Source organism: Vibrio sp. R11-SG3-ISO3-SZ, assembly GCF_059834345.1.
In genome coordinates this window covers 26893-45828 of record NZ_JCBDGX010000046.1, presented here as the reverse complement: position 1 = coordinate 45828, position 18936 = coordinate 26893, and the positions used below count along the sequence as shown (strand labels likewise).

Below are 18936 nucleotides of genomic sequence, written 5' to 3'. Positions count from 1 at the left end.
TGAGTAACCGCATGGCAAGAGAGAATTTTCTCGAGCTGAGTAATCGGCTCGAATCATGATTATTTATATTTAGAGGAACGTTATTGTGACACGAATTATCGTTGTAGGCGGTGGTGCAGGCGGCCTGGAGCTTGCTACCAAACTGGGTCGTACATTGGGCCGTAAAGGCCGTGCGCAAGTCACCTTGGTTGACCGTAAGGCAAGCCACTTGTGGAAACCCTTGCTGCATGAAGTTGCGACAGGTTCACTGGATGAAGGTGTGGACGCGCTAAGCTACCGTGCGCACGCCAAAAATCACCACTTTGATTTCCAAATGGGTGCGCTCAAAGACATTGACCGCGAGCGTAAAGTGATCACACTGCACGAGCTGAAAGATGAGCATGGCGAACTGCTGATGCCAACGCGTGAGCTTGAGTACGATCTTCTGGTGATGGCCATTGGTTCTACCTCCAATGACTTTAACACGCCGGGCGTGCGTGACAACTGCATCTTCCTCGATAGCCCAGAGCAAGCGCACCGTTTCCGCACCGAAATGAACAATGAATTCTTAAAGCTGCACGCGAAAAATGGTCAAGGCACCGTGGATATCGCGATCGTAGGTGCAGGTGCAACCGGTGTTGAACTTTCTGCTGAGCTGCACAATGCAGTGAAAGAGTTGCGCACTTATGGTTTTGGTGACTTGGACTCAAGCAAGCTCAACGTCAACCTTGTTGAAGCGGGTGAGCGTATTCTTCCGGCTCTGCCGCCACGCATTTCAAGTGCTGCCCATCAAGAGTTGACTAAGCTTGGCGTCAACGTGCGCACCGCGACTATGGTGACCAAAGCGGAAAAAGATGGCCTAGTGACCAAAGAGGGCGACAAAATCCCAGCGCAAATCATGGTTTGGGCTGCGGGTATCAAAGCGCCAGATTTCATTAAAGACATTGCAGGCTTAGAGACTAACCGCATCAACCAATTGGTGGTGAAAAGCACCTTGCAAACGACGCGTGACGATGACATTTTCGTGATTGGCGATCTCGCGCAATGCACGCAAGAAGACGGCTCGTTTGTGCCACCTCGTGCCCAGGCTGCACACCAAATGGCAAGCTGTGCGTTTTCCAATATTGTGGCGAAGATGAACGGCCGAGAGCTCAAGCCTTATGTCTACAAAGACAAAGGTTCACTGGTCTCTCTCAGCCGCTTCTCGACCGTTGGTAGCCTAATGGGCAACCTAACCAAAGGCTCAATGATGGTGGAAGGCCGTATCGCTCGCGTAGTTTACATTTCGCTCTACCGCCTACACCAAATGGCACTACACGGGATGTTCAAAACCGCGCTCATCATCCTCATGGGCCGCATCAACCGCGTGTTGAGACCCAACCTTAAGCTTCATTGATCAAAACAAGAAGAGCGCCGATTGGCGCTCTTCTCTTATACGGTTTTGAACTCAACGAATCAGTGTTAGACGTTTGATTCGTCTTTTGCCTCTTTTAGTGCCTGCAAATTTTCGTTGATCTTGAAGATAACAATCATCAATTCACACCAAATGCGAGCGCCAATCGCCCCACCAACCATCGTTAGCAATCCCAGCATAAAGGTTTGAAAGGTCACACCGCCGTATCCACTAAACATGGTTCCAATGCCAGAGATAATCGCAATGAGAAGCAGCAACCAGTAAAGTCCGGTGACTAGCTTTGGAGTGAGCATAGATTTAAACGAAAATATCGATTCCATTCTTAGATTTCCTTTCATAGATAAAGGGAGTAATCATGCCACAGTTTATGGCTCAACCTAGGACAAAGAGTCTGACGCCTGACACGAATTTGGCGTAAGTTATTGGCTAATCAGTAATTAACTGCTTTTATGATGAGGTTAAACTCAACCTGGAATCATTGAAAACACCACCCCCTCTTTAGGCTGGCCTTGGAAGACAAAGCGATTTTTCGCCCGAGCTTCCAGTGTTGCGCCGCACTTAATGGCGAGGTGTTGACTGGGGAGGTTGTCTGGGTCGCAGACGATTTCGACACGGGTCAGTTTGAGTTGGGCGAAGCAGAACTCCACAAGCGCATTGAGCGCTTCTTGGCCGATGCCCTTGCCTTGGAACTCATCGGCTATCCAATAACCGATACTCGCCATGTTGAAAGTGTGGTAGAGCTCATTGATGGCGACCATGCCCACCAAAGCGCCGGTTGCGCGTTGGAACACGCCAAAACCGTAGGCTTGAGATTTCACCCAGTTGAGTCGGGTTTGCAACAAGAAGGCTTCAGCGTCCTCAAGGGAGAACTCGGGGTGGCACCAGTCAATCCATTGGTGCAGGCTTGCAGAGTGCGCAACCAGATGCTGAAAAATCTCAGCATGCTCAGCGTCAATCAAGCCAAGTCGCAGGTTCGGGGTGATGATTTGGTAATCGGGTGACATAAACAACAGCCCTCACGAGGAGGACTGACAGTATTACTGCGCGACGCGGCGAACTTGGATAATCACGCCTATGAGAGGGTGATCTAAGTAGTGTGTTTCGGTACTGCGCATGCGGCGCTTTTGGTCGAAACGGTAAGACTTCAAGAAAGCCTGGGTTTCGACGGTTGGTGTGATGTCTTCCATCAAGCCCGCTTGGACCACCGCATTATCTTGCATACTATCTTGTGTGGCTTCTTGTGTGGCTTCTTGTGTGGCATCTTGTGTGGCAACGTTGGTTTGGATCGGTGCATCAAGAACCACTTCACGTACGCTTGGCGCTTTTAAATCAAGCTCGACATCGGCGTAAAGGTAATGCTCAACATACACTTGAAATGTACCGTCGAGTTCAAACAGCGGCGCTGGAATACTCTCTTCGGTTACCCCATCAATGACACTGGAGGTGGCATTACTGCCCGCAGGTGAGCCATCAACATTAAACTGATTGGAGTAATCTTTTCCTGCTTGAATGTGAAACACCGGCGCACCGAAACGGCCTTGGTCGCCTTGACGCCAAGCGGTGTGCATCAGTACATCAAAGCCCGCGTGACGTTTCAGCTTTTGCACTTGCTCACCAAGTTTATACTGTGAGTAAGGCAGTAACGTGACCTGCTTACTGGCTCTGAAACTGGCATCAGAAAATTTGCCCGCGCGCTCAAGACTGATCTCTGGCGGGTTATTCGGCCAAGATTCCGCAGTCATTTCTGGGTTGACGGCACGTTTAAAGATGATCACTTCAATATCAAATTGACGCTCGGCCCAAGAAGGCATCGCGACGAAAAAAAGCAGCAGGGTAATCAGCTTTTTCATTCCAACTCCATTGAAGAGGTAGCGTGTACCTCAAAATTGTTCATAGTCCGCAAGCGGCGCGCATTGCTGTTTCTTAATTCAAGCCCTGATGCCGAATGCTTAGGGCAGTCGATTTTGCTTGAATTCGCCTAGCATATCACTAACAAACTGAATTCGCTTGCGTCTGTCGACTAATGGTAGCGTAAACTTGAATTTGGTTGGGCCATCCATTGCGAATTTTTGCGGTTGTGATTGCAGTAGTTTAACCAGATAGACGGGGTTAATGTCAGCATCCGGATAGAACTCGATAAAACCGCCTTTTTCATGCGCTTCGATCTTCTTCACTTTAAGTTGCGCCGCTTCAATTTTTAACGCGGCTACCGAAAGCAGGTTTTTGGTGGCATCGGGCAGTGGACCAAAACGGTCTATCAGCTCAACTTTTAGCTCATCTAACTCATCTTGACTGCTGACGCTGGCGATCTGTTTGTACATCGACAGGCGCGTATTAACGTCAGGCAAGTAATCATCCGGCAGTAAGGCGGGTAGACGCATTTCCACTTCGGTTTGCTCGCGCAGTAGATCATCCAACGAAGGCTCTTTACCCTCCTTGAGCGCCTCGACCGCTTGTTCGAGCATTTCCATGTAGAGAGTAAAGCCAACCGATTGAATTTGGCCACTTTGCTCATCACCCAGCAATTCACCTGCACCGCGGATCTCTAAGTCATGGGTGGCAAGGGTGAAGCCTGCTCCTAAATCTTCCAGCGAGGCGATGGCTTCAAGACGTTTGACGGCGTCCTTGGTCATGGCTTTAGGGTGAGGGGTCAGCAAGTAGGCGTACGCTTGATGATGCGAACGTCCGACACGGCCGCGTAATTGGTGCAACTGCGCAAGACCTAGGTTGTCCGCGCGGTCCATGATGATGGTGTTGGCTGTCGGGACGTCGATACCAGTTTCAATGATGGTGGTACAGACTAAAACGTTGAAGCGCTGATGGTAGAAGTCATTCATGATGCGCTCAAGCTCGCGCTCACGCATTTGACCGTGTGCAGTAGTAATACGCGCTTCCGGGATGAGCTTTTCAAGATCCGCCGCCACTTTATCGATGGTCTCGACTTGGTTGTGCAAGAAGTACACCTGACCACCACGCATGATTTCACGCAGCACGGCCTCTCGAATCGTCGCATCGTCATTTTGACGGACGAAGGTTTTGATCGCTAAGCGTCTAGCAGGTGGCGTGGCAATGATTGACAGATCGCGCATGCCACTCATCGCCATGTTCAAGGTGCGAGGGATAGGCGTTGCGGTCAGCGTTAGGATGTCGACATCCGCGCGCATCGCTTTCATTTTCTCTTTTTGACGCACACCAAAGCGGTGCTCTTCATCGACAATCAATAGGCCTAAATCGTTGAAGACAATATCATTTGAGAGCAATTTGTGCGTTCCGACTACAATGTCTACTTTGCCATCTTTGACATCTTGTAGCACTTGCTTTTGCTCTTTGGCGGTTTTAAAGCGCGACAGCACTTCAACGCGAATCGGCAGGTTGGCAAAGCGGTCACGGAAGTTTTCAAAATGCTGCTGCGCCAGTAGGGTGGTTGGTACGAGCACCGCAACTTGCTTGGCGTTGTCCGTGGCAACAAACGCCGCACGCATGGCGACTTCGGTTTTACCAAAGCCAACGTCACCACAGACCAAACGATCCATCGCTTTGGCTTGGCACATGTCAGACAGTACCGCGTTAATCGCCATCGCTTGATCGTCGGTTTCCTCAAATGGGAAGCCCGCTTTAAACGTTGCGTATTGTTCACGGTCAAGGGCAAACTTATGCCCGGGTTTGAGCTCGCGCTTGGCATAAACATCCAGCAATTCGGCGGCAACATCACGCACTTTCTCTGCGGCTTTACGCCGTGCTTTGCTCCAAGCATCGCCACCGAGTTTATGCAGCGGCGCTCCGTCCTCGGCACCGCCAGAGTAGCGGCTAATAAGGTTAAGCGAGGCAACGGGGACGTAAAGTTTGGCTTCGTTTTGGTACTCTAGCGTCACGTATTCAGTGACCATCCCACCTGCTTCAAGGGTTTGCAGACCGATGTAGCGGCCGATCCCGTGGTCGATGTGTACCACAGGTTGACCCTCTTTCAATTCGGCTAGGTTGCGAATGACCGCATCGCTGTTGGTGACTTTGCGATCTTTGCGGCGGCGCTGTATGACGCGATCGCCCAATAAGTCGCTTTCACAGACGAGAGCGACTTGCTCATCGCCAAACAAAAAGCCATGTTCAGAGGCGCCGATGACTAAGGTATGTTTGTCCTTACTCTCTAGCGCGTCGGAAAAACTGTGCTTAAGTTCAGGGCGCAACTTGATACGTTGCAATAACTCAAGCAGTGCCTCGCGGCGACCTTCTGACTCCACCGAAAAGACAATCTTACCGCGATAGTGTTCGACGAAATGCCTCAATGCGGCTAAAGGTTCTTTGTGCTGATGCTGCACAAAGAGATCGGGTAAAGGCTCAATGTCTACATTGGCTCGGCCTTGCTTGGCGGTGATGGGCTCGACAGAGAGCTCAACTTGGGCAAGGGGTTTAAATTGGCTAAACAGTTCGTCTTTTTTCAGCCACAACTCTTGTGGCGGCAATAACGGACGCAAAGGATCGACTTTGCGCTGTTCATAACGGTAGTCGACATCGGTTAAGAAGGTATCGATGGCTTGCTCTATATTGCCCACCGTCAACAGTTGGCTACCCTCTGGTAGGTAGTCAAACAGGGTTTCGGTGTGATCGAAAAAGAGTGGCTGCCAATACTCTATCCCCGCTGGCCAAGTACCTTTAGAGACTTGCATGTAGACAGACTCGGGCTCGCGGCGCGCTTCAAAGCGCTGACGCCATCGGATGCGAAAATCTTCAATCGCGGCTTCGGTAGTGGGGAACTCATGCGCTGGTAGCAGGCGGATCTCTTTGCGCTCTTCAATCGAGCGTTGGTTCTCCGGATCGAAGGTGCGGATAGTGTCGATTTCATCATCAAAGAAATCAATTCGGTAAGGATCGCTTGAGCCCATAGGGAAGAGGTCCAAAATCGAACCACGACTCGCGTATTCGCCGGGGCCAAACACTTGCTCAACGTGGCGATAGCCGGACTTCTCCAGTTGCAGGCGCAGTTTGTCGAGTGAGTACAAGTCTCCAGTTTTGACCATCAAGGTGTGGGCAAGCAAAAACTCACGCGGCGATTGGCGCTGCAGCAAGGTGTTCACCGGCACTATGGTGATGCCCGCGTTCAGCGTTGGCATTTGGTACAGGTGCGCTATGCGATCCGAGATGATTTCTTGATGGGGCGAGAAGCTGTCGTAAGGCAAAGTTTCCCAATCGGGGAAGAGGGCGACCGACTCACGAGTAAACTGCTCGATTTCTTGTAGCAATCTCAGCGCCGTTTGTGGATCGGGCACGGCTAACAGTGTGTGGCCTGAGTGTTGATTCGCCAACTCAGCAATCGCAAGTGGTAAGCTGGCGCCCTTGAGGTTACCAATCCGTTTCTTGTCCCCAGCACCTTGTGCTGATGCTAAGTTCAATAAAGATAGTTGTGGCATAGCAGTCGTTATTTTTCTCGATTGATGGAGCGTTGGCGCAGTAGCTTTTGTTGCTGCAACAAGGCGGCTTTAATCAGCAGATCTTGGTCGCTATCACGCAATAAGTCGTATTTGACTGTAATGAGGTAGCCATTATTGTCTGCCTCGCATTGAGTGACGTGCCCGTAGCAGTAGATGGCCGCCGCTGGGCTATCTAAAAAGAGTTTCAGGCGTAACTTGCTGTTGAGCGCAAGCGCGGTTTGTGCTTGATAGCTCAACTGGCTGGCACCAAATGCGCTGGTGTGAAAACGCAGGGCTTGATCATCTTGCTGAGAGAGCATAAAGGTCAACAGTAGGTTGAGCTTTGAGTTCTGCGTGTCGAGCAGTTCAATGACATGTTTGAAATCGCTGTTTTTTAGCTCACTGCGCGCGTGATCGTTGAGTAAATCCAGATGGCTAAATTCACTCGCCACTAAAAAGGGGGCGGGAATCTCGCGCTCAAACTGGTCAAAGCAAGGAAAGTCAGCACCTGCCTCTAGAGCCTCGACATTGATGGCGAGCGCGTGATTGACGGTGAAATATTCTTGTTCTGACATGCGTTTTCCTTGCGAGTTTTTTCTGATTATCGTCATACCAGAGCGTTTATCAAGGTATGCCTTTGTTTATTCCACATTTTCACCGCCATTTTGCAATTAAACACTACAACCCACGCAGATTAATGGGTAGAGTAAACGCCATCAAACATTGATGGTTGGTTTTATGTTTCATCCAGTCTCGACCTTTATCGGGCTTCGTTATTTACGTGGACGATCGGGTGACCGGTTCAGTCGCTTCGTCTCTTATATGTCAACCGCGGGCATTACTATTGGCGTGATGTCGCTGGTGACGGTGTTGTCGGTGATGAACGGTTTTGAGTCGCAGCTTAAAAGTCGCATCCTTGGTGTTCTGCCGCAAGCCATCGTCTCGAATAGTGATGGTCATACTGTTCGTTCGGATACGCCGCCTGAGTTTGTTCGTGCGCTTTCTCCGTCTTCTACGCCGACGCCGATCGTTCAGAGTGAGGCGGTGATTCAAAGCGCAGAAAGTTTGAGTGCTGGCTTGATGGTAGGCATCGACCCGAATCTTGACCGTTCGATTGCCACGCACCTGTACGCGGGTTCGGCAGGGGAGCTGCAAACCGGGGCTTACCGCATCCTGATTGGCCAAACCTTGGCGCGAGGGTTGGATGTCTCGGTGGGTGACAGAGTGCGTCTGATGGTCACTGGCGCCAGTCAGTTTACGCCGCTTGGTCGTATTCCTAGCCAGCGTCTGTTTACGGTGGCAGGGATCTTTAACACAGGGTCAGACATCGATGGCCAACTGATGATGGTGCACATTGACGATGCCGCCAAACTGCTGCGCATGAAAAGTGATGAGATGTCAGGCTGGCGACTCTATTTCGACGACCCATTTATCGTCAGTGAGCTTGGGCAAAAGTCTCTACCAGAGCTGTGGCAGTGGCAAGATTGGCGTGATCAGCGTGGGGAACTGTTCCAAGCGGTACGAATGGAAAAAAACATGATGGGGCTGATGCTAGGCCTAATCGTTGGTGTGGCAGCATTTAACATTATTTCCGCCCTTATCATGGTGGTGATGGAAAAACAGTCGGAAGTGGCCATCTTAAAAACGCAAGGCATGCAAAATCATCACATTTTGGCTGTTTTCATGGTGCAAGGTGCAAGCAGCGGCATCATTGGCGCATTCATTGGTGGTGGCCTTGGTGTGCTGCTGGCGACGAATTTAAATGCGTTGCTTGATGCAGCGGGTATCGCGTTATTTGCGGTCGGCGGCGAGTTGCCGATCGTTATCTCCTGGCCGCAAATTCTCTTAGTGGTTTTGCTTGCGATTGCGCTTAGCCTAGCGGCGACCTTGTATCCTTCTTACCGAGCATCCTCGGTCAAACCTGCTGAGGCATTAAGATATGAGTAATCTCTTACGTTGTGAACATGTGTGTAAAACTTACCAAGAGGGCGAGTTAAGTACGCAGGTGTTAAAAGGGGTCAGCTTCGATATTGAGCGCGGCGAATTAGTGTCAATCATTGGCACATCGGGCTCGGGGAAAAGTACTTTGCTGCACATTTTGGGCGCGCTCGATGATGCTAGCGAAGGCCATGTGACATTTTTGGATCAGCCGCTCGCCGAGCTGAGCTCTAACAAGCAAGCGAAATTACGCAACCAGCATTTAGGGTTTGTTTACCAATTTCATCATCTATTGGCAGATTTCAGCGCATTAGAAAATGTCGCTATGCCACTGCTGATTGGCGGCATGCCCGTGTCAGAAGCCAAACAGAAAGCGGCCGCGCTGCTGGACAAAGTGGGCTTGACCCATCGCATCGACCATCGTCCATCGGAGTTATCCGGTGGAGAACGCCAGCGGGTGGCGATTGCGCGCGCCTTGGTCAATAGCCCCGATCTGGTCTTGGCGGATGAACCGACTGGTAACCTTGACCATAAAACGGCGCTGGCGATTTACGATTTAATGCGCGAGCTCAATCGTGAATCAGGAACGGCTTTTTTAGTCGTGACCCACGATGGTGAGCTGGCGGAAAAAATGGATCGTCAGCTGCATATGCAAGATGGTCTGCTGATCGATATTAAGGAGTCGTAAGTGTTGTCTTCTTTGTCACTGTTTATCGGTGGTCGATTCAGTCGCGCAAAACAGCGCAACAAAATGGTGTCGTTCATTTCCATCTCCTCGACCATTGGTATTGCTGTTGGCGTTGCGGTGATCATCATTGGTTTGTCTGCAATGAATGGTTTTGAACGCGAGCTAAAAAATCGCGTATTGTCGGTGATTTCTCACGGCGAGTTCGAAGGCGTGCGCGGCCCACTCAACGAGTGGCCAAACGTGATTGAGCGCGCTCAGCGACATCCGAAAGTGGAAGCAGCTGCGCCGTTTGTCAAAATGACAGCGTTGGCGGAAAAAGGCAGTGCATTAAAAGCTCTTGAGGTGCGAGGCATCGACCCCGAAGCGGAAGCGCGGATTTCCAGTTTGGCGGAATTTATTGACCCGCAAGTCTGGGCAGAGTTTAAACCTGGACAACAGCAAGCCATTATTGGGCAAGGTGTGGCGGATGCGCTCGGCGCAAAGACGGGTGACGCCATTACACTGATGATTCCTACGGGTGGTGCGAGTCGACAGGTTCAGACCCCACGTCGAGTGCGAGTGACCATCGCAGGGATGTTGCAACTGAATGGTCAAATTGACCACAGTCTGATTTTAGTTCCGCTTCAGGATGCGCAGGAATATGGCCGTTTAGATAATGCCGTGACTGGGGTAGCGCTCAAAGTGAGCGATGTCCTAGACGCAACGGCGATTGTGCGTGAAGTGGGAAATACGCTAGATGTGTATGTTTACTTGCGCAGTTGGCAGCAAAAATACGGCTTTTTGTACCGAGATATTCAATTGGTGCGCACCATTATGTATTTGGTGATGGTACTGGTGATTGGTGTAGCGAGCTTTAATATCGTCTCGACCCTGATGATGGCCGTTAAAGATCGCGCAGCCGAGATCGCGATTTTACGCACCATGGGAGCCACCGATGGATTGGTTCGTCGGATTTTTGTCTGGCAAGGTGTCTTCTCAGGCGTGCTTGGCAGTGTGATTGGCAGTATTTTTGGCGTACTCGTGGCGTGGAATTTGACCTCTCTCATCCAGGGGCTGGAGTCGCTAACGGGGCACCAATTTCTTTCTGGCGACATTTACTTTGTCGATTTCCTTCCCTCTGAACTTCACGGCTTTGATGTGGCTTTGGTCTCTTTGACGGCCATCACCCTAAGCTTACTCGCCACTTGGTATCCCGCTTCTCGGGCGGTCAAACTGCACCCTGCGAGCGTTCTCAGAGCGAAGTAGCGATGGTGTTGTGTTTGTCCTGCAAAGCGAACAGTGAGAACAGAAAAAGGACCCGCGGGTCCTTTTTTCATCTTGATTCAACACGCCTTGCATCAGAATGTGTGAATAGGGTGGGTATGCGTTGGTCTCTATCTGCTATTTTTTCAGCATTCTCGGTATTCTGAACTTTCGTTTTTGCCAACTACGGACAACTGAGTAGCGCCACAGCGCTTTGATGCCAAAATAGCCCAACATGGCGGAGACAATCCCGCAGATCAAGCAGCCGAGCAGGAATGGCGGGCCAATGGTGCTCATCTGTTGCAAGATGAACTCCCAAGAGAGTTCAAAGTGAAAGCGCTGCGGTGGGGTATGCATTACCCAAGTGCCCACTTTGTAGGCGAAGTAAAACATCACCGGCATGGTGATTGGGTTGCTGATCCAGACAAGCGCAACGGAGAGTGGCAGGTTAACGCCGCAAGCAATCGCTAACCCAGCAGACATGATCATCTGACTAGGCAGTGGGACAAAAGCCATAAACAACCCCACGGCGAAAGCACCTGCCGCTGAACGGCGATTCAAACACCACAAATTCGGGTTGTACAACACGTTGCCAAAAACCTTTAGTGCCTTTTGACGCTTGATTAACTCATGGTCAGGCATAAAGCGTTTGATGAATTTTCTTGGCATAGGGGACTATGGCTCACTATCTAATCAGTTGTTGGACTCTTGCTTCTTTTTCGGCGACCGTCATGAGCGCCGCAATTTGGCCAGCTATGCCAGATTGGATTTGGAGTGGCCTTAATGTCGGCCTCCTCGTGGTCTCTATTTGGATTCGTATGCTTCGAATCGGGTGGGGAATCAATGCCGGTCTGTTGTTAGTGATGCTTCATGGTCACTTAATTCACCAGCAAATAGAAACGCTCTTCCGTGCAGGGCCAGATATTACCATAAACGCGAAAGCTGACAGCTTTTTTAAACAAATAAGTCACGGCTTTAGAGGCGAAATTGTAGTTAGATCAATCAATGGCCAAACATTGCGCAGTTTGATGCCACTGAAAGTTCAGTTTATATCGCCAATTGCTCTGCTGCCGGGCGATGAAATCGACGTTAAAGTGCGCTTAGAGCCTGTCGTCGGCTTACTTAATGAGGTGGGGTTTGATGCTGAAAAGCAGGCGTTGTCACGCCGATGGTTAGCCACCGCGGTAGCGCCTGCGAAGACGCATTTTATCGTGCGCAGCCTGCCCACTCTTCGAGCGCATTACTATCTTTTGCTGGAGCGTGCCATAGCGCCATACTCGCAGCGCGGTTTGATTGAAGCGTTGACCTTTGGCGCTCGGCATCATTTAAGTACGGCGCAATCTGCTCAGTTGGCGCGCAGCGGGCTTGGCCATCTGATTGCCATTTCTGGTCTGCATATCGGCATCGCGTTTGGATTAGGGTGGTGGTTGGGGAGGGGGGTATTCATGCTATGGCCTAGGGCAAACGTGGCGCCGCTCATTTTGGGGCTTACTGTCGCTACTTGCTACGCTTGGCTCGCAGGTTTAACGCTACCCACTCAGCGCGCCTTACTGGCATGCTTGTTGACTGTGGGACTGCTGCTGGTCAAGCGCTATTGGCCGCTGCGGCTCAAGTGGTGTCTGGTGACTGCGATCTTGTTACTCTTTGACCCTTTCGCGCCCTTGTCTCTCAGCTTTTGGATGTCGATTCTGGCGGTGGCGATCATCTTCGTGTTTGTTTCCAGCCGCTACGCACAAACCGGTGCGCTTGGCAGTATGCTGCGCTTACAGGTTTTCTTTCTGCTTTTCATGACACCACTGACGATACTGTTTTTTGATGGCGTCAGTCGTATCGCGTTTCTCACTAATCTGGTCTGTGTGCCGCTGTTTTCGTTCATTATCATTCCTCTCACTCTGCTCGCGTTGCTGGCCCAGTTGCTATTCGATTGTTCGTTGTTGTGGCCGTTAATCAATAGGTTGTTGCAATGGGTGTCGAATGCTTTGGGTCATTGGGACTTGTGGTGGTGGGTCGAAGATGATTGGGCAATGCTGTTCGGAGTGAGCGCTCTGCTAGCGCTGGCTTCTGTCTGGGTACGCAAGCGGGTGTTGTTGCTGATTTTTGCTGTGACGGCGATGGGGCGGATAGAATTTGCTCCCAAGCCATTATGGGAGATGTGGATACTCGATGTCGGGCATGGTCTCGCCGTTGTGATTCGACAAGGCGAGACCGCGCTGGTTTATGACACGGGCAGCGCTTGGCAAGACTCGAGCTATGCGGAGCAGATCATCACGCCATTGCTTTACAAGCGGGGAATTCGCCGTGTTGACTATCTTATTCTCAGCCATATGGACTGGGATCATGCCGGTGGTTGGCAGCCATTAGTGGCAGAGTGGCAACCGACACTCATCAGCAGTCAACATGGCGTAGGCGATGTGCCCTGTCGTCAAGGTCAAACCCTACAGTGGCAGCGTTTGACGCTTGAGGTCTTATGGCCGCCAACACGAGTCTCTCGAGCGTTCAATCCGCACTCTTGTGTTATTCGAGTGAGCTCGCCAAAGGCGTCGGTATTACTGACCGGAGACATTGATGCCATTGCTGAGTGGCTATTGCTCCGAGAGCCGCAATATCTGAAGGCCGACATCCTCATAGTGCCCCATCATGGCAGCCGGACCTCGTCTTTGCCCGCGTTTATCGACGCCGTTTCACCGAGGTTGGCTTTAGCGTCGTCAGCGTATCGAGGGCGCTGGACACTGCCACACCCATTGGTGGTGGAGCGCTATCAAATTCGTGGTATTGATTGGCGTGATACCGGTACCTTTGGCCAGTTGACGGTGAAATTTTATCCAAACGAGTGGTTTGTCCGTGGGATTCGAGAGGTCAAAGGCCGGGCATGGTATAGGCAGATGCTGCGTAACGGAGTAGAATGACCGCAATATTGTAAGAAAAATAAAGCCTTTCTATGTCACAACACCAAGATGAAACCACCTGGACCACGTTTAAACGATTGTGGACATACATTCGCCTGTACAAAGCGGGTCTCCTGGTCGCGATCATTGCGCTTGTCATTAATGCCTTTGCGGACACCTACATGATCTCCTTGCTCAAGCCTTTGCTCGATGAAGGGTTTGGTGATGCAGACTCCAACTTTTTGCGCACGCTACCGTTTATCATTTTGGGGATGATGGTGCTCAGGGGCTTGAGTGGATTCGTCTCAACCTACTGTTTGAGTTGGGTATCGGGCAATGTGGTGATGCTGATGCGTCGCCGTATCTTTGCTCAGTTTATGCATATGCCGGTGTCGTTTTTTGATAAAGAGTCGACCGGTGGTTTACTGTCTCGTATTACCTATGACTCCGAGCAGGTGGCAGGTGCAACCAGCCGTGCGTTAGTCAGTATCGTGCGTGAAGGCGCGAGTATTATTGGTTTACTTGTCCTAATGTTTTGGAACAGTTGGCAGTTATCTTTAGTCTTGTTTGTCGTCGCTCCCGTGGTGGCATGGGGGATTGGCGTGGTCTCCAAACGTTTTCGCCGTATTTCAAAAAATATGCAAGATGCGATGGGCAACGTTACCTCTTCGGCGGAGCAGATGCTGAAAGGCCACAAAGTCGTATTGAGTTATGGCGGTCAGGATGTGGAAACCAAGCGTTTTGACGAAGTGAGTAATCGCATGCGCCAACAGACGATGAAGCTTGTCGCTGCTCAAGCGATCGCCAATCCGGTGATTCAAGTGATCGCGTCGATGGCATTGGTGGTGGTGCTGTTTTTGGCTAGCGTCGATTCGATTCGTGCTGACCTGACGCCGGGCACCTTTACGGTCATCTTCTCTGCCATGTTTGGCTTGATGCGCCCTCTGAAATCTCTCACTAACGTCACCTCAGAATTTCAGCGCGGTATGGCGGCAAGCCAAACCTTGTTTGGCCTGATGGATCTTGAGACTGAGAAAGATACCGGTCAATACAGCACGGATAAAGTCCGCGGTGATATTGAAGTGAAAGACGTCACCTTCACCTACGGTGGCAAAGAGAAACCGGCACTCAGCCAAGTGAGCTTTTCTATCCCGCAGGGTAAGACGGTAGCGCTGGTGGGTCGCTCGGGTTCAGGCAAAAGTACCATTGCCAATCTCTTTACCCGTTTTTACGACGTTGATTCAGGCACCATCTTGCTCGATGAGCACGACATCCGCGATTACAGCCTAAGCAATCTGCGCAGTCACTTTGCCCTTGTGTCGCAAAATGTGCACTTGTTCAATGACACCATTGCCAACAACATTGCTTATGCGGCGAAAGACAAATACAGCCGCGAGCAAATCGAAGAAGCCGCGCGTCTGGCGTACGCGATGGATTTCATTGAAGGCATGGATGACGGATTAGATACTGTGATTGGTGAAAACGGAACTAGCTTGTCAGGCGGTCAACGTCAACGTATCGCGATTGCGCGAGCGTTGCTGCGTGATGCCCCTGTACTGATCTTGGATGAGGCCACATCGGCGCTAGATACTGAGTCTGAGAAGGCAATCCAGTCCGCACTCGATGAACTGCAGAAAAACAAAACGGTGTTGGTGATTGCGCACCGACTGTCGACCATTGAAAATGCGGATGAAATCCTGGTTGTTGATGAGGGTGAAATTGTTGAGCGTGGCTCACACGCTGAGCTGTTGTCCCAAGACGGTGCGTATGCGCAGCTTCACCGTATTCAATTTGGTGCTTAATCGGTGATTGAGCAGATTTGGTTTGGTCAACACCCCCTTCGTTGGTTAGCCTGGCCGCTTCTATGGCCGCTAAGTCGTTTGTTTGCGGTTATCAGTCAGCGCCGACGTCAGCAGTTCGAGTCTGGCGTTAAACAGAGCTATCGAGCGCCAGTGCCTGTAGTGGTGGTGGGTAATATCACCGCCGGTGGCAATGGCAAAACGCCGGTCGTGATCTGGCTGGTTGAGACCTTACAAGCGCTCGGTTTCACGCCGGGTGTGGTGTCACGGGGCTACGGCGCGAAAGCGCCGTCTTATCCGTTGATGGTGGACGCTTCAACGCTAACCCAGCATTGTGGTGATGAACCTAAGCTTATTTATCAGCGCACCGGTGCGCCGGTTGCTGTGTCACCGGTTCGGTCTGAGGCAGTAAAAGCCTTATTACCACAAGGCGTGGATATCATCATTACCGACGATGGGTTGCAGCATTACGCCTTACAAAGAGACATAGAGTTGGTGGTTGTGGATGGTGCTCGCCGTTTTGGTAACGAACAACTTTTGCCGTTAGGGCCGCTGCGCGAATCGACCGCTCGATTGCAAAGTGTTGATGCCATCATTACCAACGGGGGCAATGCTCACCCGGGTGAAGCATCGATGCAATTGGTGCCAGACCTTGCCGTCAACCTAACAACCGGAGAGCGTCGCGCAGTCGGCGAACTTGGGCGCTTAATCGCGATGGCTGGAATTGGTCATCCACCACGATTTTTCAATACCTTAGCCCAGCTCGGTGCGCAGGTGACTATGAGCCAAGGCTTTGCCGATCACAAAGATTTCTCCGCCGATGAATTAATCGCGTTGGCTGCAAAAGGCGACGCTTTGATCATGACAGAAAAAGATGCCGTAAAATGTACGCAATTTGCGCAGGACAACTGGTGGTATTTGCCCGTGTCTGCCAAATTTGAGCCACAGGATGCCGCGTACATCATCAATAAAATTAAAGAGGTGAAAGAGCAGTATGGACCATCGTCTTCTTGAAATCGTTGCTTGCCCAGTGTGCAAAGGAAAGCTGACGTTCGACAAAGATAAACAAGAGCTAATTTGTAAATTGGATCGACTTGCTTACCCAATTAAAGAGGGCATTCCTGTCCTGCTCGAACCTGAAGCTCGCCAAATGAGCATGGATGAGGGTCGCTAATGGCTTTTACTGTCGTTATACCTGCGCGCTATCAATCTAGCCGCTTACCGGGTAAGCCTATTGCCGATATCGCTGGTAAGCCTATGGTGCAACGCGTTTACGAGCAAGCCATTCAAGCGGGTGCCGAGCGAGTGATCGTTGCGACCGATGATGAACGAGTTGAGCAAGCCGTGCGAGCCTTTGGTGGTGATGTGTGCATGACGTCAGACAAGCACGAATCAGGCACCGAGCGCTTAGCGGAAGTGGTTGAACAGATGGGCATTGCTGACGATCACATTATCGTCAATGTTCAAGGTGATGAGCCTTTGATACCGCCATCGATCATTTCTCAAGTGGCCGATAACCTTGCCCGTTGCAACGCGCCAATGGCCACGTTGGCGGTAGAGATCCGTGATGAAGAGGAAGTGTTCAATCCCAATGCGGTGAAAGTGGTGGTAGACCAGCAAGGTTTTGCCCTTTACTTTAGCCGGGCGACGATTCCTTGGGATCGTGACCACTTTGCTAGCGGTAATGCCGATGCCAAACAGCCTCTACTGCGTCATATCGGTATTTATGCCTATCGTGCGGGATTCATCAATACCTATGTCAATTGGCAGCCTACGCCACTAGAGCGTATTGAGTGCTTAGAGCAGCTTCGTGTGCTCTGGTATGGAGAAAAAATCCATGTCGATGTTGCCAAAGAAGCGCCGGCCGCTGGAGTGGATACACCACACGATCTTGATGTCGTCAGACGTCATTTTAGTGCTTAAGTGCGCATCCAACTAACACCATAGAATATTAAGGCCCAGAAACGGACAGGTTTCTGGGCCTTTTGCTTTATGCGTGGTAGGTTGCTTTTATACGTAACAGGATGTCCGCGCACAGCGTTTAGATTTTCGTGTCGTAGTCGTTGCGCTTAGGACAGGTGCCGAGAATCTCACGTCGCCCAGTCTCCTTCACCTCTTCGAGTACCACATCGAATCCCCATAGACGGTAGACATGTTTGAGCACTTCCTCGTAGCTCTCATCGAGTGGAATACGGTCATGAGGCACGTATTGCAGGGTTAATGAGCGGTCCCCACGCACGTCAACGTTATACACTTGGATATTGGGCTCAAGGTTGCTCAAGTTGTATTGCGCCGCGAGCTTTTCACGAATGGCGCGGTAGCCAATATCGTTGTGAATCGCGGTGACTTCAATAAAGTTTTTCCTATCATCATCGGTGATGGAGAACAGCTTAAAGTCGCGGATCACTTTCGGCGATAGGTATTGGCTGATGAAGCTTTCGTCTTTAAAGTTGTGCATCGCAAAGTGCACCGCTTCTAGCCAATCGCTGCCCGCTAGCTCTGGGAACCACTCTTTGTCCTCATCCGTAGGCGCTTCACAAATGCGACGTATATCCCTAAACATCGCAAAGCCGAGTGCGTAGGGATTGATACCACTAAAATAGGGGCTGTTATAGGGCGGCTGAGCCACCACACTGGTGTGGCTATGAAGAAACTCTAAGATAAAGCGTTCGCTGACCAAACCTTCATCGTACATGTGGTTGAGAATGGTGTAGTGCCAGAAGGTTGCCCAGCCTTCGTTCATCACTTGGGTTTGCTTTTGCGGGTAGAAGTATTGGCTAATTTTACGCACGATGCGCACGATCTCACGTTGCCATGGCTCTAGCAGCGGGGCGTGCTTTTCAATGAAATAGAGAATGTTCTCTTGTGGCTCCGACGGGAAGAGTAGTTTGCTTTTCTCTTGCTCCACCTTGTTTTTGGGTACTGTGCGCCACAGGTCATTGACTTGAGATTGCAGATACGCTTCACGCTCCTCTTGGCGCATTTTTTCTTCGGCAATCGAGATCTTTTCCGGACGTTTGTAACGATCTACGCCAAAATTCATCAAGGCGTGGCACGAGTCGAGCAACTCTTCGACTTCTTTGACGCCATACTTTTGTTCGCACTCGGCAATGTAGTTTTTCGCAAACAGCAAATAGTCAATGATTGAACTGGCATCAGTCCAAGTTTGGAACAGATAGTTGCCTTTAAAAAAGGAGTTGTGCCCGTAGCAGGCGTGCGCCATCACTAGGGCTTGCATGGTAACGGTATTTTCCTCCATCAAGTAGGCGATACATGGGTCAGAGTTGATCACGATTTCGTACGCCAGCCCCATTTGACCGTGTTTATAGCCTTGCTCGGTTTGAATGAACTTTTTACCAAACGACCAGTGGTTGTAATTGATGGGCATACCAATACTCGAATAGGCGTCCATCATCTGCTCTGAGGTGATCACTTCAATCTGATTGGGGTAGGTGTCGAGTCGATAATGTTCAGCGACGCGTTTGATCTCCATGTGATAACGTTCAATGAGATCGAATGTCCAATCAGGACCATCGGGCAGTCTATTTGCGTTTGATTTGGCACACTTTTTTGCTTTCGTCGTCAT

General features: G+C 50.7%; 16 protein-coding genes. 9 read left to right on the top strand and 7 right to left on the bottom strand.

Going from position 1 to position 18936, the window contains the following annotated elements:
- The first annotated feature begins 85 nt into the window (after positions 1-85).
- Positions 86-1375: an NAD(P)/FAD-dependent oxidoreductase gene (locus AC6R1O_RS06140; protein WP_334552508.1), complete on the top strand. Its 1290-nt coding sequence runs from the start codon at positions 86-88 to the stop codon at positions 1373-1375.
- 65 nt (positions 1376-1440) lie between these two features.
- On the opposite strand, the gene AC6R1O_RS06135 is transcribed toward AC6R1O_RS06140, so the two are convergent.
- The 5 genes from AC6R1O_RS06135 to AC6R1O_RS06115 form a co-directional block, all read right to left on the bottom strand.
- The gene (locus AC6R1O_RS06135) at positions 1441-1713 is read right to left on the bottom strand and encodes a DUF4282 domain-containing protein (RefSeq protein ID WP_500630287.1); all 273 of its coding nucleotides are present in this window, start codon (positions 1711-1713) and stop codon (positions 1441-1443) included.
- A gap of 144 nt (positions 1714-1857) precedes the next feature.
- Complete coding sequence (locus tag AC6R1O_RS06130; RefSeq protein ID WP_500632669.1) at positions 1858-2397, bottom strand: GNAT family N-acetyltransferase; 540 nt, start codon at positions 2395-2397, stop codon at positions 1858-1860.
- 33 nt (positions 2398-2430) lie between these two features.
- A complete protein-coding gene (locus tag AC6R1O_RS06125) occupies positions 2431-3243 on the bottom strand; it encodes a peptidoglycan binding protein CsiV (RefSeq protein ID WP_500656710.1) in 813 nt (270 codons plus the stop codon).
- 99 nt (positions 3244-3342) lie between these two features.
- The gene (gene mfd, locus AC6R1O_RS06120) at positions 3343-6798 is read right to left on the bottom strand and encodes a transcription-repair coupling factor (RefSeq protein ID WP_500632667.1); all 3456 of its coding nucleotides are present in this window, start codon (positions 6796-6798) and stop codon (positions 3343-3345) included.
- Between the two features lie 8 nt (positions 6799-6806).
- Entirely contained in the window at positions 6807-7373 is a 567-nt protein-coding gene (locus AC6R1O_RS06115) for a PilZ domain-containing protein (protein WP_500632666.1), read from the bottom strand.
- A 163-nt stretch (positions 7374-7536) separates the two neighbouring features.
- Here AC6R1O_RS06115 and lolC point away from each other — a divergent pair, with 163 nt between their 5' ends.
- The 3 genes from lolC to lolE are packed head-to-tail and all read left to right on the top strand — an operon-like array spanning position 7537 to position 10669.
- Positions 7537-8745, top strand: coding sequence for a lipoprotein-releasing ABC transporter permease subunit LolC (lolC, locus tag AC6R1O_RS06110; RefSeq protein ID WP_500632665.1), 1209 nt, complete (start codon positions 7537-7539; stop codon positions 8743-8745).
- Positions 8738-9424, top strand: coding sequence for a lipoprotein-releasing ABC transporter ATP-binding protein LolD (gene lolD / locus AC6R1O_RS06105; protein WP_500630281.1), 687 nt, complete (start codon positions 8738-8740; stop codon positions 9422-9424). Before lolC ends, lolD begins: the two co-directional genes overlap by 8 nt.
- Positions 9425-10669, top strand: a complete 1245-nt coding sequence (gene lolE, locus AC6R1O_RS06100) for a lipoprotein-releasing ABC transporter permease subunit LolE (protein WP_500632664.1) — start codon at positions 9425-9427, stop codon at positions 10667-10669.
- A gap of 135 nt (positions 10670-10804) precedes the next feature.
- On the opposite strand, the gene AC6R1O_RS06095 is transcribed toward lolE, so the two are convergent.
- Positions 10805-11335 (bottom strand): DUF2062 domain-containing protein, encoded by a 531-nt coding sequence (locus AC6R1O_RS06095; protein WP_334552499.1) that lies wholly within the window; start codon positions 11333-11335, stop codon positions 10805-10807.
- A gap of 62 nt (positions 11336-11397) precedes the next feature.
- Between AC6R1O_RS06095 and AC6R1O_RS06090 the strand changes: the two genes are divergently transcribed.
- Genes AC6R1O_RS06090 through kdsB form a run of 5 tightly spaced genes read left to right on the top strand, consistent with a single transcriptional unit; the run spans position 11398 to position 17273 of the window.
- On the top strand, positions 11398-13572 hold the full coding sequence (locus AC6R1O_RS06090) for a DNA internalization-related competence protein ComEC/Rec2 (protein WP_500632663.1): 2175 nt from the start codon (positions 11398-11400) through the stop codon (positions 13570-13572).
- 32 nt (positions 13573-13604) lie between these two features.
- On the top strand, positions 13605-15353 hold the full coding sequence (gene msbA / locus AC6R1O_RS06085) for a lipid A ABC transporter ATP-binding protein/permease MsbA (protein WP_500632662.1): 1749 nt from the start codon (positions 13605-13607) through the stop codon (positions 15351-15353).
- 3 nt (positions 15354-15356) lie between these two features.
- A complete protein-coding gene (gene lpxK, locus AC6R1O_RS06080; RefSeq protein ID WP_500632661.1) occupies positions 15357-16364 on the top strand; it encodes a tetraacyldisaccharide 4'-kinase in 1008 nt (335 codons plus the stop codon).
- On the top strand, positions 16345-16524 hold the full coding sequence (locus tag AC6R1O_RS06075) for a Trm112 family protein (protein ID WP_005474972.1): 180 nt from the start codon (positions 16345-16347) through the stop codon (positions 16522-16524). The genes lpxK and AC6R1O_RS06075 overlap by 20 nt, the downstream gene beginning before the upstream one ends.
- Positions 16524-17273, top strand: a complete 750-nt coding sequence (gene kdsB, locus AC6R1O_RS06070; protein WP_500632660.1) for a 3-deoxy-manno-octulosonate cytidylyltransferase — start codon at positions 16524-16526, stop codon at positions 17271-17273. The genes AC6R1O_RS06075 and kdsB overlap by 1 nt, the downstream gene beginning before the upstream one ends.
- A 118-nt stretch (positions 17274-17391) precedes the next feature.
- Here kdsB and AC6R1O_RS06065 read toward each other — a convergent pair whose 3' ends face one another.
- A complete protein-coding gene (locus tag AC6R1O_RS06065) occupies positions 17392-18936 on the bottom strand; it encodes a SpoVR family protein (protein ID WP_500632659.1) in 1545 nt (514 codons plus the stop codon).